This is a genomic window from Ruegeria sp. (assembly GCF_040830605.1).
Taxonomy (GTDB): Bacteria; Pseudomonadota; Alphaproteobacteria; order Rhodobacterales; family Rhodobacteraceae; genus Ruegeria.
This window is the reverse complement of sequence record NZ_JBFOMD010000002.1, coordinates 1-16,448: the sequence shown is the minus strand read 5'-3', so window position 1 is coordinate 16,448 and position 16,448 is coordinate 1. Positions and strand designations below refer to the sequence as shown.

Here is a 16,448-nt window from a genome sequence, read left to right as displayed (position 1 = left end):
GGGGGAACAGATATGGCTGAATTCAGCGTCAACACGCAACGGTTCGATCCCTACAAGAACTTCAAGTTCCGAGTTCGCTGGGACGGGCGTTTCGTTGCGGGTATTTCCAAGGTCGGGGCGCTCAAGCGCACGACCGAGGTGGTCGAGCACCGGGTCGGCGGCGATCCCTCGACAGGCCGCAAGTCGCCGGGCCGCTCAAAATACGAGGCGATCATGCTGGAACGCGGCGTGACCCACGACCCAGAGTTTGAGGCCTGGGCTAACAAGGTCTGGTCCTTTGGCGCCGGGCTGGGGGCAGAAAGCTCACTGGCCGATTTCCGCAAGGACATCATCATCGAGATGTATAACGAGGCGGGCCAGCTGGCGATTGCCTATCAGGTGTTCCGCTGCTGGGTCTCGGAATATCAGGCCCTGCCGGATCTCGACGCCAACGCCAACGCCGTCGCGATCCAGTCCATCAAGCTCGAGAACGAAGGCTGGGTGCGCGACCCGGACGTTCAGGAACCCACCGAACCGACCCTCTAACCTGGATTTTCGGGCGCAGGGCGGTGTGAGAGAGGCGTGAGATGCAGGACCGTTTGACCGCAACCGGCCTTCTGGCCGCATGGGAGGCAGGCGCCAACCGGCAACCGCTGGACCGGGCACTGGCGATCCTGTGGGCGGCGGGTGCTGGGGGCGATGATCCCGCCGATCTGCCGCTGGCCGAGCGTGACCGGCGGCTCCTGTCGGTGCGGCGTCACACCTTCGGGCCGATCCTGCCCGCGCGCGCCACCTGTCACGAATGCGGCGCCGAGATGGAGACCGAGATCGACACGCGGCTGCTGGTCGAGGCGCTGCCGGAGCCCGGCGAAGACGATTTGCGTCCGATCACCAGCCGCGATCTGGCGGCGGTTGCGGATCTGCCCGCCGATGAAATCTCTGCGGCTCTCTGTGCACGGCTTGCCCCGGGGGTCGAAGCGTCCGAAGCGCTGGGCGCGCGGATCGAGGCCGAAGCCGAAGCCGCCGAGTTGCGCACTGCGATAACATGTGCCGAATGCGGCGCGCGTTGGACCGAAACGCTGGACGTGGCCGCGCATGTCTGGGCCGGGGTCGAACACGCAGCGCTGGTGCTGCTGACCGAAGTGGCCGAGTTGGCCGCGCGCTATGGCTGGCCCGAGCCGGACATTCTGGCGCTCAGCCCCGCGCGGCGACGGGCCTATCTGACATTGGCGAGGTCGGGATGAGCGGTGTGCTGCACTCCCTCGTGCGCCGCGCCACCGGGCAGGCCACCGCCGGGCTGCGCCCGCGCTTGTCATCCCGGTTCGAGACCATGGGCGAGCCCGGTTTCGTCGAGACTCATACCGAGATCTCGGCTGCGCCCCCGGCTCCCGAACCCCAGCCGCCAGCAGCGGCGGAGACTCCGGCCGCAACAACCCCTCCGCAGGTGCGACCCGAACCCGTTCCTCCACCGGCGCTGATGCCCCGTACCGAGGAGCCGTCCCAGGTGCCCGTCGTCCCTCCTTCGCCAACAGTGGAGCCCGAGCAGGCGATGCCGCCACCCGAGCCGCCCAGGTCCAAACCCGCGCCATTCACACCGCTGCTCACGGAAATGACGGTGGCCGAACCCGAGCCGTTGGCACCGATCCCGCCCGTCCGACCCAACCGTCAGCCTTTGCCAGAATCGTCACCACCACCGAACCCGCAAACGGCCACCACTCAAGCCCCTCCCGAACCCCTGTTGCCACCGGCTCCCACGCAGGATCTGCCGGACGGGCTGGCAAAGGTTGCCTTGCCTGACAAACCTACCGCGCCCGCTCGCGAACCCCAGCCGCCCGAGCCGGAAATCACCATCCATATCGGGCGGCTGGACGTGCGATCGCCTCAGCCGCAAACCCCGGCGCAGCCCGCACGCGCACCGGCGCGCCCGCTCCCTTCGCTCTCTGACTACCTGCGCGGAGGGCGGTCATGAGCAACGTTCTGGCCATAGCCGCCGTCACGCAGTTGCTGCGCGATCTGATCAACGACACGCTGATCAACGGCGATGTCAGCCAGGTCATCGGCTCGGATTTTGTCGTTACAGCTCTGCCGCCCGACCGGGTGGTAACGGATGAGGGCGACCAGCCGACCGGCATCAACGTGTTTCTCTACGGCATCTCCCCCAACGTGGCCTATCGCAACGCCGATCTGCCCACCCGCACCGGCGCCGGAGAACTAACCCAACGCCCTACGCTGGCGCTGGACTTGCATTACATCCTGACCGTGGTCTCGGGTGAGCCGCTGCATGCCGAGATCCTGCTGGGCTATGCCGCGCAACTGTTCCACGAAAACGCCATTCTGGGGCGCGAGACCATCCGGGCCGCCCTTGAGGCGGCGGTGATCGACGACATCCTGCCGCCCGAGGAGTTCGACCCGGTCCGCGCCTCGGAACTGGCCGATCAGGTCGAGTTGCTCAAGATCACCCCGCGCACGATCTCGCTGGATGACATGTCCAAACTGTGGACGGCGTTTCAGGCGAGCTACCGCACTACCGTGGCCTATGACGTGTCGCTGGTGCTGATCCAGCGTGAACACGCCTTGCGGCCCACCCTGCCGGTTCTGTCGCGCGGCGGGCTGCCCGACCCGGCGACCGGCCGCGATCCCGGGGTGCTGGTGCGGCCTTCGGTCCTGCCGCCGGTTCCGACCGTAACGGCGGCGTTGCCCGACGATGGCCATCCGGTGATGCGGCTGGGCGGGCGGCTGATTCTGTCGGGGTTCTCGCTGGACGGCGGCCCAGGCGCCGAGATCAGCGTGCGTTTTGCCGAGCCCGGAACCGGCACGGTTCTGTCCCTTGCACCGGAGTTGCCCGCAGCCCCCGACCAGCTGACCGTGACGCTGCCCGATGGCACTCCGCTGGTTGCCGGGAACCCGGCTGCAGGTACAGCTCTGGACCCTTCGCAATGGCGCGTGGGGCCGTATTCCATCGACGTATTGGTGCGTGGGTCCGACGGGCGCGAGCAGGCCTCGAACGCGCTGCCGCTGGCGCTGGCCCCGGCCAGCACGCCTTCGGCGGTAGCGGCCCCCCCGGATGTGGACATCACCATGACCTGCGCGCCGCCGATCCGCCCCGGTCAGAGCCTCGCGATCCTCGCCGGAACCAGGATGCAGGTGCTGGATAGCCCGGCCGCGCCAGCCAGCGACGCGACGGCCACCTTCGACGGTTTGACTTCGGGCGCCGAGGTACCAGTGCGCCTGCGCGTCGACGGCATCGACAGCCCAGTGATCGACCTGACCACCACGCCACCCAGCCTAGAAACGGTGACGATCCCATGACCGCCGGTATGAACAGAACCGCCGATATGGCCCTGGCCCTGATCCGCGAGGGGCTGGATACCACGCTGTCTCAGGTTAGTGCCAGGCTGGCCGCGCTGGCGGCGGATGAAGCCTTGCCCGCTTTCGAGCCGCCAGAGACCTCGGCCTTTCCAGTGCTGGCGCGCGTGTTCCACCTGTCAGTACTCGAACAGGAAGTGCTCGCGCTGGCGGCGGGGCATGATCTGGATGATGGCATCGCGGCGATGGCGCAGGTGAACGGCAATGGCGCCCTGACCCCGGCGCTGCTGGAACGGCTGATCGGCGCCGCGATCTGGGACATCCTGTGTCCAGAGGCGCCGTTGCGCCGGTGGCGGCTGATCGAGATGGCTGAGGCCGGACCCGTGCGCGCCCGTACCCTACGGCTGGACGAGCGTATCCTTCAGGCGCTGCTTGGCACCCATTATCTGGACGCCCGGTTGGACGGGCTTGTCCGGCTGTGTCCCGCCAGTACCACGCCACCGGGGCAGGAGCCGGAACTGGCCCGCGCCATTGCCGCCATATGGCGCGATCCCACACGAATGCCGCTAATCCAGCTTGGTGGCCGCACCCGTCCGTCGCGACGGCAGGTGGTGATCTGCGCGGCGCAACGGCTGAGCGTCCAACTGTTCCGCCTGAATGCCGCCGATATTCCCACCGACTGGACCCAGCGGCAGGCGCTGGCAGTGCTGCTGGACCGGGAACTGGCGCTCTCGGGAGCCGCCGCTTTGATCGAGGCTGAACCCAACACAGGCCCCGCCGCCGCCACATTGGCCGATCTGCTGTCCGGCCCGGTGATCCTGTCCGCAGAAGACCCGCCCGACGTGGACCGCAGTCCGCGCGTGCGGCTGGAGCTCGACCCACCGGAGTTTGCTGAACGGCAGGATATCTGGCGCCAACAGCTCGGTTCGCGCGCCGAGGCGCTGGGGCCTGCGCTGGACCGGCTGGCCGGGCAATTCGCGCTGGACCCGCCCGCCATCGAGGCTGCCGCCAGTCTCGCCACCGAGCCGGGTGCGGATCTGGCCACCACGCTATGGCGCGCGGCGCGAGAACAGGGGCGGCGGGCGCTGGATGGTCTGGCCGAGCGGATCGAAAGCCGGGCGGCCTGGGACGATCTGGTTCTGCCTCCATCGCAGATGGCGGTGCTGCACGATCTGGCGGGCCATCTTCGCGATGCCTGGCGGGTGAACAACCAGTGGGGCTGGGCGGCGCGCAACCCGCGTGGCCTTGGCGCGGCCGCGCTCTTTGCCGGGCCATCGGGCACGGGTAAGACGCTGGCCGCCGAGGTGCTCGCGGGTGCGCTGGAGCTGGACCTCTACCGCATCGACCTCAGCCAGGTGGTCAGCAAGTACATCGGCGAGACGGAAAAGAACCTCTCGCGCATCTTCTCGGCGGCCGAGGATGGTGGCGCCATCCTGCTGTTTGACGAGGCCGACGCCCTGTTCGGCAAACGCAGCGAGGTCAAGGACAGTCATGATCGCTATGCCAATGTCGAGGTCAGCTATCTGCTGCAGAGGATGGAGGCCTATCGCGGCCTCGCCGTTCTAACCACCAATCAGAAATCCGCGCTCGATACCGCGTTCCTGCGACGGCTGCGCTATGTGGTCAACTTTCCCTTCCCCGATGCCGCCGCCCGCGCCGAGATTTGGACCCGCGTGTTCCCGCCCGAAACGCCCCGCGAAGGTCTGGACTTCTCAACGCTCTCGCGGCTTGGCCTGTCGGGCGGCTCGATCCGGTCGATCGCGCTCAACGCCTCGTATCTGGCCGCCTCGGGGCCGGAGCCGGTGCAGATGCACCACATCAAACGGGCGGCGCAGCGTGAGTATTCCAAGCTCGAAAAACCATTTTCGACCAACGAACAGGGGGTGTTCGCATGACCCGGATCAGGCTGCGCATTGACCAAGTGACCAGCGACGGCCCGGTTCCGTCCCGCGCCGAGCTGGAGGCGGCGCTGCATCGCGAGCTTTCGCGCCATGTGGCCTCGGGCGGGGTGCAGGCGCTGGGACAGAGCAGTCAGCGCCCGACCGTGCAGGCCGATCTGCCGAGGGGCGGCTCAATGGCACGCCGGATCGCGGCGGCAACAGTAGGGGCGGTGAAAAAATGATGGGGCAAAGCGTCGTGACCGGGAAAAGGAGGCTAAGACATGGCTGAACGCGCCCATACCACCGATGTGGCACCGGCAAAGCCAGCGACCACGCCGGTCACGACCGGTCTGCTTCAGCGGGCCTGCAGCTGCGGCGGTACACCCGGACCCTCGGGCCAGTGCTCTGCTTGTGCATCCGAAGAGAAGCTCGGGGGACAGACGAGGCTGACCATCGGCCCGCCGAACGATGCGTTCGAGCGAGAGGCGGATCGCGTCGCCGACCGTGTGACCTCGGGCCGGGATGCGGGCGCGATTTCAACTCTTGGGCGCGGCGGATTGCAGCGGCAGATGGGCGGCGAAGAGGAAGAAGAGATGCAGCTTCAGCGCCAGTCCGAGGAGGAGGAAGAGTTGCAACTGCAACGCCAGGAAGAAGAGGAGGAAGTGCAGGCCAAACCTGCCGGGCCTGGTGCCCGCTCAGCCCGTGCGGCGGGGTTTGCCGGGCGCCTTTCGACCGAGCGGGCGGGCGGTCGACCGCTCGATGCAGCAACCCGCAGCGCGTTCGAGCCGCGTTTCGGGCTCGATCTGTCACATGTGCGGCTGCATGACGGGGCTGGGGCGCAAAGGCTTAGCCGTGACATCGGCGCGCGGGCCTTTACCCATCGCAACGATATCTATTTCGCTCCGGACCAGTTCAGCCCCAATACCGCCCAAGGTCGCCGTCTGCTGGCGCATGAGATCACTCATACATTCCAGCAGGGCGGCGACACGGTGCGCCGCAAGGTCAGCGGAAAGTCCAAATGCCCTGCCAGTGTCCACAAGGCGCCGAAGAAACCGCTGGATGCGCTGGCAACGCTGGACAAGCGCGCTGCCCATTTGGCGCAGGGAACCGCCAATGTCTTTGAGTTGCAGGCGCTGCTGCATGGGGACCCGACCCTGCGGACGGGTTCGGTGGTCAAGGCCTATGAGGAGCGGTTCGGGACCGCACCCAAAAAAGGGAAACGCTGGAAAAGCCGGTTTCGCAAGAAGACCTTCAAGAAGGAAGTGGACGCCGTCATCCACGAGATGGCGCGGGTTTCGACGAATTACGAGCGGATCGCCAAGTGGTTCGGCGGCAATGTGCGCTATCGGTGCCCGGGGACCAAAAGCTACGCGATCCCCGGATGTGCTGCCGGGCCCTGTGGCAGTTCATATGCCGAATCCTGCCCCGGTAGCCGTCACATGGGGATTTGCCCGAACTTCTGGACCATGCCCAGCGACGACGCGCGCGCCGCGACGCTGGTTCACGAGGCGGTGCATGCCCGGCTGAAATACAGCGGTCATTCCACACGTACACTGAACCGCCGCATTCGGAACCCCGAGTGTTACGAGGCTGTGGTGTCAGACATCTACGGCCTAAACCTGACCACCTTCACCTGCCCGAAAGTATGAGGACCGCCGCCCAAAATTCTGACCCCTAGGAGATTGCAGACCGTCATGAAAAGCACCCGAACCCATGTTCAGAACGAGCGCTCGGCAAGCATTGCTCCGAACCTCTCCGGGCGTGTGCCCGGTGGCGTGACCCTGGGTCCGGTCAACGATCCGCACGAACAGCAGGCGGATCAGGCGGCAGAGCGGATCGCGTGCGGGGGCATGGCGGCAGGCACGGCATTTGCGGCGCCACCTTCACCGAGGGCGACCGTGCAGGCCAGTACCGCAAACGCCCGCAATCCGGCGCATGAGAGGGCCGCGCCAGCGGCCGCCGCAGCGGTCTCGCAGGGCGGGCGGTCGCTGAATGCGGGTGAGCGTGCTTATTTTGAGCCGCGTTTCGGGCGCGATCTAAGTCACGTGCGCCTACATCAGGGCGCACGCGCCGCCCGGGCGGCACGGGATATCGGTGCGCGAGCTTTCACGCTGGGCAACCATGTCGGCTTTGCCGCCGGGCAATATGATCCGCACTCACACCGGGGCCGTCACCTGATCGCGCATGAGCTGGCGCACACGCTGCAGCGGCCCGACCCGGCGCGTATGATCCGTCGGGTCCCAGACGGATTCGGACTGGATGACGAACATCCGGGCCGCCGCAACGACCCGTTCGCGCCGCCCTCGCAGCGGATGCGCGACCCGCGCGGTCCTGGCCCGCATTCCACCCTGACTTACATGCAGTCGCGCGAGCTCAGCCGGTGTATCGAGATCATGGGCAACGATCCATGGGGCCGTGCGTCCTGCGCCAACACGGTGCTGGGCACGCCGATACCCGATTGGCTGTCGGTTCCGGGCGTGTCCTCGCCAGTACCCTCGGCGTCGCGTCCGCGTGCGGGCGGTGGGGCCACGATGAACATCGGTCCGGTCATGCTGACCATCCTTCCCGATACAAATTCATCCGACCCAAGCATGCGGAACAAGGCCGAAACCACCATTACACCTGATCAGATCCCCACGGGGTCCAATCTGGTGTCCTGGGTCTCCCATGGCGGCAGCGTCACCTCGTTCACAGTGCATCCGGCGGCGTTCCGGCTGACGATCCAGACCACTTACGGGCCTGGCGTGACGGCGGCTTCAGTGTCGGGCTACGGGCGGGGGACAACGGCGCGGGATCAGGCGACGGGGTCGACCTCGCTGGGATTCCACGAAGGCGAACATGGGCGCGACTTCATCACCTTCCTGCGCAACAATCCCTATCCCAGGTTCCGGGGCCAGAACGGACAATCCGTCGCCGTCTTCTCGGCGCGGGCCACGCAGTTCCAGAACGCGTTGCAGCGATACATAAAGCGCATGAGCCGCGCCTCGGCGCTGGCTACCGACTGCGTTGGGACCACCGTAGACCAGTTCAACGCCGCCAATGGCAGTGCCACCACCACCTGCGTGGCGCAGCCGGGCGATCCGACACCGTGAGGCGACCATGACCGGATTTCCAGGCTCACCCAAACTCATCCGCGCCGGGCTGGTGCTGATCTCGTCCGAGACAGGCGCGGTCGAGCGTATCATCACCCTGCAATACACGCCCGAGACCCTGTCGCGGCAGATCGAGGCGCAGGCGATGCCGGATCAGGGCAACCGGGCGCAGCCCCTGCGCCTGCGGGCGCCTGCGGTCGAGACCATCACGATGGACGCGGTGATCGACGCCACCGATCAGCTCGAATTTCCCGACCGCAACCAGAATACGGTGGAACACGGTATCTTCCCGGCGCTGTCCGCGCTCGAGACCATGCTGCATCCCACCACTGCGCAGCTCAACCGGCAGAACACCCAAGCCGGAGCGGGATCGTTCGAGATCGCTCCCGCCGAAACCCCGTTGGCCCTGCTGGTCTGGAGCGCCAGCCGGATCATGCCGGTGCTGCTGAAGTCGCTGCAGATCACCGAGGAGTTCTTTGACCCCAACCTCAACCCGATCCGGGCCAAGGTGTCGCTGTCGCTGCGCAGCCTCTCGGTGGACGATCTGGGTTTCAACCATCGCGGTTCGGGCCTGTTCATGGCCTATCTGCAGGCCAAGGAGCAGTTGGCCACCAAGGCCACGCCCGGATCGCTTGACGCGCTGGGCGCAGGAGGTGCGCTATGACCAATCCGATACAGGCGATGCTTGAGGCCGGGATTGTCGAGGCTACGGATTTTCCGCCCGAAAGCCGCTATCACGGCATTCCCACCCGTACTTTCATCGCTCCTGACGGCCGCGCCATCCCCTATCTCGTGCGCCGGTTCGCGCCGCCGCCCGAGAGCTTCGCCACACTGGGGTTCCGTACTGTGGCCGAGGGCGACCGGCTTGATCGGATTGCTGCCGAAACCATCGGCAATCCGCAGGGCTTCTGGCTGCTGTGCGACGCCAACCGTGCGATCTGGCCCGAAGAGCTGGAACAGACCGGATTCCCCCTGCGCCTGACCCTGCCCGAAGGCGTGCCCGGGCCTGAGGACGAGGGATGATCCAGGGCGTCGACATATCGCTGCTCTTCGGCCCCAGCGTGCCGATCCCCGCCCCGCGTGAGGTGATCGAGGCGCTTGAGACCGTGCGGGTCGAGGAGAATTCGGGCGAGACCCAGTCGGGATTCGAGCTGATCTTTTCGGTCGACAAGGACTCGCCGCTGAACACGATCTTCCTGCTGTCCGGCGGCTCGGCCTTGCCGATCCTGCGGGTGGCGCTGGTGGCGACCATCGGCGGACAGGCGACGTCGTTGATCAACGGGGTGGTGACCAAGACCGATCTGCAACCCGGTTCGGGCGGCGATCCGGCGCGGCTGTCGGTCAAGGGCAAGGACCTGACGGCGGCGATGGAGGTGATCGACTTCTCGGGCCTGATCCCGTACCCGGCCATGCCGCCCGAGGCGCGGGTGGCGCTGATCCTGGCCAAATACGCCTGGCTGGGCATCATCCCGCAGGTGATCCCCAGCCTCGAAGGTCCGCCGTTGCCGACCGAGGTGATCCCGCGCCATCAGGACACTGATTTGGCCTATATTCGGGCCTTGGCGCGCGAGGCGGGATATACGTTTTTCATGAAGCCGGGCCCGGCGCCTGCCACATCCTTTGCCTATTGGGGGCCGGATATCCGCATGGGCGACGTGCAGCCCGCGCTGACGGTGGACAGCGGGTCCTCGGACAATTGCGAGAGCCTGAATTTCAGCTTCGACAAGGAAGAGTCCGAGATCCCCATCGTCTATATCCACAATGCGCTGACCAAGGCGCCGATTCCGGTGCCGATCCCCGGGCAGATCCCGTTCATGCCGCCGTTGGGGGCGGTGCCGCCGATCCCGCCCAAGATCACCCGGCTGCGCGATACCGCTAGGCTCAACCCGATCCAGGCGCTGGCCCGCGGCTTTGCCCGGGCGGCGCAGACGCAGAACGCGGTCAGCGGCTCGGGCTCGCTGGACGTGCTGCGCTATGGCCGGGTGCTGCGGGCGCGGTCCTTGGTGGGCGTGCGCGGGGCGGGGCAGCCATTTGACGGCGTGCACTATGTCGACACGGTCGGTCACGAGCTGTCGCGCGGCCAGTATAAACAGAGCTTTACCCTCAAAAGGAGCGGGCTGCTGCCAGCCCGTGCGTCGATACCGGCATGACGGAACGCTATCTGGGCAAATATCGCGGAACGGTGGTCAACAATGTGGACCCGATGTTGACCGGGCGCATTCAAGCCATCGTGCCGGATGTCAGCCAGGTGGCGCTGACAAGCTGGTGTATGCCGTGTTTCCCTATGGCCGGACCCGCAGCCGGGGCGATCAGTGTACCCCCGATCGGCGCCGGGGTCTGGGTCGAGTTCGAACGCGGAGACCCCGACTTTCCGATCTGGACCGGGTGTTTTTACGGCTCGGCGGCCGAGGTTCCGGCGCTGCACCAGCTCACTCCGCCTGCGGTCAGCGCGGTGACGATCCAGACGCTTTTGCAGAACGGCATCACGGTGACCGACCTGCCGGGACCGACCGGAGGGATCGTTCTGAAGACCGCCGCCGGCGCGTCGCTGATCGTCAATGACACCGGCATCTACATCCAGAACGGGCGCGGCGCCTCGATCATCATGACCGGCCCGACGGTGACCGTGAACAACGGCGCCCTGACGGTGATTTAGGGAGGAACGGATATGAGCGGCCCCATCCTGCATCTCGGCGCAACCGTCACCTGCTCGCACGGCGGGCAGGCGTTGCCGGTATCGCCTTCGGCCCGGGTGTTGGTCGGCGGTCAGCCCGCGGTGGCGCAGACCTCACCCTGGACCGTGGGGGGGTGCGGGTTCGTGCCGCCGGGCGGCAACGGGCCGTGCGTGACCGCCAACTATGTGGTCGCGGCGACGCGAGTGCTGATCGACGGGGCGCCTGCGGTGCTGATGTCCTCGACCTCGATCTGTTCGCCCACCGGCACGCCGCTGATCCCGGTGCAGGCGCAGACGCGGGTGGTTGGGATGTAGGCGATGCAGGTTGATTTCCCATATCACTTCGACGGGCGCGACCGGACAGCCGAGACTACCGAGGCCGACCATATCCGCGACCTGATCGAACAGATCCTGTTCACCAATCCAGGCGAGCGGGTGAACCGCCCCGAATTCGGCGCTGGTATCTACCAACTGCTCTTTGCCCCGGTCAGCGCCGAGCAGGTGGCGACCACCGAGTTCATGATCCGTGGGGCGTTGCAACAGCACCTGGGCCGACGGATCGAGGTGCAGGACATCTCGGCCCGGGCCCATGATGCCACGATCACCATCACCATTGCCTACCGAAACCTGACCACAGGCGCGACAGACAAGGCCAGCTTTACGATGGGAGAGGGCGCATGATCTATCACTGCTGCGATCCCCGAAGACGCGAGCGTGTGTTGCAGGCCATCGCCGACGGCATGGCGATCAACGGCATCGACTTCCTTGAAGTTCTTGACCGCGAGACGCCCGCTGACACGCCCGCGCAGCGCACGCTGCTGCTGCGCTTCCTCGACACCGCGCCCGCGCTGACGCTGGAGAATTTCGAACTGACCGGCGGCGAGCGCATCACCAATGTCGAACTGGACTGGGTCACCCGTGCCGATGCGCCGGATGCCACACTGGCCGAGCCCGGCCTGATCGCCTGGCTGGCAGGCCTGCCCGATCCCGATCAGGTGCTGGTGCTGCGCACCTCGTCCAGCGGCGATCACGCTAAGTACCGACTGCGACTGGTGGCGAGCCCCGGCGACCTCTCGCCCCCCGCAGGCATCGACCGGGTGCTGTCCGAGGTCGTGTTCTCGTTCAAGGTCGAATGTCCCACCGATTTCGACTGCGCGCCCAAGGTCATCTGCCCCGAAGAGCCGCCCGAACAACCCGCGCTCAGCTATCTGGCCAAGGATTACACCAGCTTCCGCCGCCTGATGCTGGGACGGATGGCGCAGATCATGCCCGACTGGCGCGAACGCAGCCCCGCCGATTTGGGTATCACGCTGGTCGAGGCGCTGGCCTATACCGCCGACCGGCTGTCCTATGCGCAGGATGCCGTGGCGACCGAGGCCTATCTGGCCACCGCTCGCCGCCGTTCTTCCGTGCGCCGCCACGTGCGGCTGGTGGATTACCGCATGCACGATGGCGCCAATGCGCGGGTTTGGGTGCATCTGGATACCGATGATGACGTGACACTGCCCGCACGGACACGGGTGCTGACCCGGCTGATCGGTTATGACCCGGTGATTGCTCTTGCCAGCGATGAGGAACGCGATGCGCTGAACCTATCGCCGCTGGTCTTCGAGACGCTGCACGAAAAAGATCTGTTCACCGCCCATAACGCGATGAATTTCTACGAATGGTCCGATGCAGAATGCTGCCTGCCCAAGGGCGCCACGCGCGCCACGCTGGCTGGCGACTTCCCCGATTTGGCCGTCGGTGACATCCTGATCTTCGAGGAACGGTTGGGCCCGCGCACTGGACGCGCCGCCGATGCCGACCCCTCGGCCCGCCATGCGGTGCGCCTAACGGCGGTGCAGGCAGGGCTGACCGATGACCTCGAAGGCGCGCCGATCACCGAAATCCGCTGGGCCGAGGAGGATGCGCTGCCCTTCCCGGTCTGCATCTCCAGCGAGCTGGACGAGGCGGCGGGCGGCGGTCTGCAGCGCGAGGTCTCGCACGTGCTGGGCAATGTGGTGCTGGCCGATCACGGCATGACCATCGCGGATGAGGATCTGGGCGCCGTGCCCGCGCCCCATCTGCAACTGGTGGCAGATGCCTCGCACGACCCCTGCGACCGGCCCGAGCCGCGCAACGTGCCGCCGCGCTACCGGCCCCGGCTGAGTGAGGGGCCGGTGTCGCAGATCGCCGCCTTCGATGCGGACGCGCCCTCGGCCTTTGCCGCCACCGATCTGCCGCCAGCGGCGCGGCGACCGGCGGTCTGGCTGGCTTCGGGCACGCCGCCCGCAACCGAGGATTGGCAGGCGCAACCCGATCTTCTCCAATCTCTGCCCGAGCAGACCCATTTCGTGGTCGAGACCGAGGCCGACGCCTCGGCCCATCTGCGCTTTGGCGACAACCAGAATGGCCGCCGTCCAGTGGCGGGCACGCCTTTTGCAGCGAGCTACAGGGTCGGCAATGGGCGGGTGGGCAATGTGGGCTCGGACGCGCTGAGCCACGTGATCACCGGAGTCAGCCAGATCACCGCTGTGCGTAACCCAATCCCGGCCACTGGCGGAGTGGACCCGGAAACCATGGAAGAGGCGCGGCAGGCGGCGCCCTACGCTTATCGCCGTCAAGAACGCGCGGTGACGCCTGAGGACTATGCCGAGATGGCTCGCCGTCACCGCGACGTGCAACGCGCCGTGGCGACCTTCCGCTGGAACGGGCACGGGCATACCGTCTTTGTCACCGTCGACCGTTTCGGCAACCGCCCGATCACGCCCGAGTTTGAGGCCGAACTGCGCGAAGAACTGAACGCCCTGCGCATGGCCGGTTATGATCTTGAAGTAGACGGTCCGCGTTTCGTGCCGCTGGAGATCGGGCTTTTCATCTGCGCTCATCCCGACCATTTCCGTGTGCAGGTGCGGCAGGCGGTGTTGCGGGCGCTTTCTGCCACGCGCAACCCCGAAGGCTCGACGGGGTTCTTCCACCCCGACAACTTCACCTTCGGCACGCCGGTCTACCTGTCGGCGATCTATGCGCATGTCATGGCGGTCGAGGGCGTCGCCTCGGTCAAGGCGCAGCATTTCCGGCGGCGGGGCTCGAGCCGCACGCAGGCGCTGGATGATGGCGAGCTGACCTTCGGACGGCTGGAGATCGCGCAGCTTGAGAACGATCCGAACTTCCCCGAGCGCGGCGCACTGGAGATTGAGATGGGAGGCGGGAAATGACGGACGGACCTATCCGTGTCGGCCACCTCGACGAAGGCGCCACTGCCGATATCTGCGGCTGTTGCGAGGGCACGTCGCTGTCGACGGTGCGCGACACCGCCAACCGGCCCAACCTGTCGGCCATCGCCTTTCGCGCAGGCGATCATGCGCGGTTCAAGGCGTCGATGCTCACCGGACTGGCCTCGGCCGCGCACCCGGCGCTGGCCCGGCTGCGCACGCGGGCCGATGACGATTTTTCGATTGCGCTGATCGACGCCTGGGCCTCAGCCTGCGATGTTCTGACTTTCTATCAGGAGCGTCTGGCGAACGAGGCCTATATGGGCACTGCGGCAGAGCGGCTGTCGATTGAGGAGCTCGCCCGGCTAATCGGATACCGCTTGCATCCCGGGGCGGCGGCAGAGACCGATCTGGTGATCCTGATGGAGGACCCGCCGGGCGCCGAGCCGGACGTGGCCGAGTTGGAAGTGCCGCCCGGCACCCGTGTACAGTCTCAACCCGGTCCGGGCGAAGAGGCACAGGTGTTCGAGACGCTCGAACCGCTGGACACCCGTGTCGCCTGGAATGCCCTGCGCCCGCAGCTGAGCCGTAATATTCTGCCCACGAACAGTGCGACCGAGGCCTGGCTTGCCGGCACACCCAATCTGACCGTCGGGGACGCCATAGTCTTTATCGACCGCGAGCGCTGGGACCAGGATTTCAGCGGTTTCGACGTGGAATCGGGTCGCTGGAACCTGCGCCATGTCCTATCGGTGGAGCCGGCAGAGGACGGCACACGCACGAGGATCACCTGGGCGGGCGGGCTGAGCAACATACCGCCTGCAAGCTCGGCCACCGATCCGGCTTTGCGGCTTTATCACCTGCGCGAACGGGCCTCGTTCTTTGGCTTCAACGCGCCGCATCCGGTGGTGCTGACCTTCAATCAGCGTGCAGCGTTCGGGTTTGACGGTCAGAGCCCACCCTCCAACTCGCCTTCGCCGATAAGTGGAACCGACACCGATCCGGGTGATTGGGTGTTCGAGTTCGAAGCCTCGGACCGCATCCATCTGGACAATGTCTATAAGAGCTTTGTTGAGGACAGCTGGATCGTCATTCGTCGCGCGGCTGGTGCCAACCAGATCTATCGCATCGAGACCGCGCTTGAAGATTCGCGGGCGGCTTACGCGATCAGCGGCAAGGCTTCGCGCCTGCTGCTGGACACTTCGCATCGGTCGGATCTGTTCGAGGGCGACGACTACCGCGGCAGCGCGATCTACGGCGCCAGCGCAGAGCTGGCCTTTACCGACGTGCCGCTTGAGCAATGGGTGGCGGGTCATCAGATCGACCTGGATACCAGTGCTCAGGATCTGCCAGAGGGGCGCAGGTTTATCTTCCGCGGCAAGCGCGCGCATCTGGAGTTCCGGGGGCTGAACGGCACGCTCGAGCCCGACGAAGGCCCGGATCGCACAATCACCCGGGGGCAGGTGCTGGTGTTGTTGGACAAGCCGGTACCGCTGGGCTCAACCAGCCTGTTCCGGGTGCAGGACTCGGCTGGTTTCGCCGGCACAATGACCGAGTTGCCAAGCCAGTTCCGTGTGGTTCGAGCGCCGGAAGAAGCCGAGGTGGTGGCGGTTCCCGCCGTGCTGGACAGCGTCACCGCGCTGAGCGCACGTCGGTCGCGGCTGGAGTTGGCCGAGCCGCTCGGTGCGGCGTTCGACCGTCACAGCCTGGCTATACACGCCAACATCGCCCGCGCCGCCCACGGCGAGGGGGTGACGGAAATCCTGGGTCATGGCGATCCGTCGGTGCCGTTCCAGAAATTCCTGCTGAAACAGGCGCCGGTCACGCATCGGTTGGCGCCCACCGAAAGCGGGGTGGAGAGCACGCTGAGCGTGCGCATCGACGGGGTCGAGTGGGAGGAGGTATCCGATCTCTATCAGCGCGGCCCGGGCGCGCGGGTCTACAAGACCTCGCTGACCGATGCGGGCGAGACGGTGGTCGAGTTCGGCGACGGCATCTCGGGCGCGCGGCCACCTGCCGGGCGCGACAATATCGTGGCCGAACATTCGCGCGGGTTGGGTGCTGCCGGAAACCTGCGGACGGGGCAGCTGAGCCTGCCGCTCGACCGGCCTCTGGGTCTGAAAGAGGTGGAAAACCCCGTTCCGGCAACCGGCGGCGCTGATGCGGAGGCCCCCGAGGACGCCCGCCGCAACGCGCCGATCTACACGCTGACCCTGGGCCGGGTGGTGTCGCTGACCGATTACCGCGATTTCGCGCTGGGCTTTCCCGGCATTGCCAAGGCCGAGGCGCGCTGGGTCTGGCAGGGGCAGGAGCGGCGCAT

The 16,448-nt window shown here is 66.5% G+C and carries 15 protein-coding genes and 1 pseudogene; 15 read left to right on the top strand and 1 reads right to left on the bottom strand.

Annotation, left to right across the window (positions count from 1 at the left end):
* Positions 1–12 precede the first annotated feature (12 nt).
* Together AB3N21_RS03750 and AB3N21_RS03745 are read left to right on the top strand one after the other, a co-directional pair.
* The gene (locus AB3N21_RS03750) at positions 13–525 is read left to right on the top strand and encodes a phage tail protein (protein ID WP_171175014.1); all 513 of its coding nucleotides are present in this window, start codon (positions 13–15) and stop codon (positions 523–525) included.
* 41 nt (positions 526–566) lie between these two features.
* A complete protein-coding gene (locus AB3N21_RS03745; protein ID WP_367933948.1) occupies positions 567–1,223 on the top strand; it encodes a hypothetical protein in 657 nt (218 codons plus the stop codon).
* 112 nt (positions 1,224–1,335) lie between these two features.
* Here the strand turns inward: AB3N21_RS03745 and AB3N21_RS03740 are convergent, their stop codons facing one another.
* Positions 1,336–1,641: a hypothetical protein gene (locus AB3N21_RS03740; protein ID WP_367933947.1), complete on the bottom strand. Its 306-nt coding sequence runs from the start codon at positions 1,639–1,641 to the stop codon at positions 1,336–1,338.
* A gap of 303 nt (positions 1,642–1,944) precedes the next feature.
* Here AB3N21_RS03740 and AB3N21_RS03735 point away from each other — a divergent pair, with 303 nt between their 5' ends.
* From AB3N21_RS03735 to AB3N21_RS03675, 13 genes and pseudogenes are all read left to right on the top strand, one after another.
* The gene (locus tag AB3N21_RS03735) at positions 1,945–3,288 is read left to right on the top strand and encodes a Pvc16 family protein (RefSeq protein ID WP_367933946.1); all 1,344 of its coding nucleotides are present in this window, start codon (positions 1,945–1,947) and stop codon (positions 3,286–3,288) included.
* Entirely contained in the window at positions 3,285–5,180 is a 1,896-nt protein-coding gene (locus tag AB3N21_RS03730; RefSeq protein WP_367933945.1) for an ATP-binding protein, read from the top strand. Before AB3N21_RS03735 ends, AB3N21_RS03730 begins: the two co-directional genes overlap by 4 nt.
* Positions 5,177–5,407, top strand: a complete 231-nt coding sequence (locus tag AB3N21_RS03725) for a hypothetical protein (RefSeq protein WP_367933944.1) — start codon at positions 5,177–5,179, stop codon at positions 5,405–5,407. The genes AB3N21_RS03730 and AB3N21_RS03725 overlap by 4 nt, the downstream gene beginning before the upstream one ends.
* Before the next feature lie 39 nt (positions 5,408–5,446).
* On the top strand, positions 5,447–6,814 hold the full coding sequence (locus AB3N21_RS03720; RefSeq protein ID WP_367933943.1) for a DUF4157 domain-containing protein: 1,368 nt from the start codon (positions 5,447–5,449) through the stop codon (positions 6,812–6,814).
* A 45-nt stretch (positions 6,815–6,859) separates the two neighbouring features.
* Positions 6,860–8,257, top strand: coding sequence for a DUF4157 domain-containing protein (locus tag AB3N21_RS03715; protein ID WP_367933942.1), 1,398 nt, complete (start codon positions 6,860–6,862; stop codon positions 8,255–8,257).
* A gap of 7 nt (positions 8,258–8,264) precedes the next feature.
* Complete coding sequence (locus AB3N21_RS03710; protein ID WP_367933941.1) at positions 8,265–8,921, top strand: hypothetical protein; 657 nt, start codon at positions 8,265–8,267, stop codon at positions 8,919–8,921.
* The gene (locus tag AB3N21_RS03705) at positions 8,918–9,280 is read left to right on the top strand and encodes a LysM domain-containing protein (RefSeq protein WP_367933940.1); all 363 of its coding nucleotides are present in this window, start codon (positions 8,918–8,920) and stop codon (positions 9,278–9,280) included. The genes AB3N21_RS03710 and AB3N21_RS03705 overlap by 4 nt, the downstream gene beginning before the upstream one ends.
* Positions 9,277–10,407, top strand: a complete 1,131-nt coding sequence (locus AB3N21_RS03700; protein ID WP_367933939.1) for a hypothetical protein — start codon at positions 9,277–9,279, stop codon at positions 10,405–10,407. The genes AB3N21_RS03705 and AB3N21_RS03700 overlap by 4 nt, the downstream gene beginning before the upstream one ends.
* Positions 10,404–10,913 carry a phage baseplate assembly protein V gene (locus AB3N21_RS03695; RefSeq protein ID WP_367933938.1) on the top strand — a complete coding sequence of 170 codons (510 nt, stop codon included), beginning with the start codon at positions 10,404–10,406 and terminating at the stop codon, positions 10,911–10,913. The genes AB3N21_RS03700 and AB3N21_RS03695 overlap by 4 nt, the downstream gene beginning before the upstream one ends.
* A gap of 12 nt (positions 10,914–10,925) precedes the next feature.
* A complete protein-coding gene (locus AB3N21_RS03690; RefSeq protein ID WP_367933937.1) occupies positions 10,926–11,246 on the top strand; it encodes a hypothetical protein in 321 nt (106 codons plus the stop codon).
* 3 nt (positions 11,247–11,249) lie between these two features.
* Positions 11,250–11,612, top strand: a complete 363-nt coding sequence (locus tag AB3N21_RS03685; protein WP_367933936.1) for a GPW/gp25 family protein — start codon at positions 11,250–11,252, stop codon at positions 11,610–11,612.
* Positions 11,609–14,131: a putative baseplate assembly protein gene (locus tag AB3N21_RS03680; RefSeq protein WP_367933935.1), complete on the top strand. Its 2,523-nt coding sequence runs from the start codon at positions 11,609–11,611 to the stop codon at positions 14,129–14,131. Before AB3N21_RS03685 ends, AB3N21_RS03680 begins: the two co-directional genes overlap by 4 nt.
* Positions 14,128–16,448, top strand: a pseudogene (locus tag AB3N21_RS03675) (hypothetical protein); the annotation flags it as partial. The gene AB3N21_RS03680 and the pseudogene AB3N21_RS03675, both read left to right, overlap by 4 nt.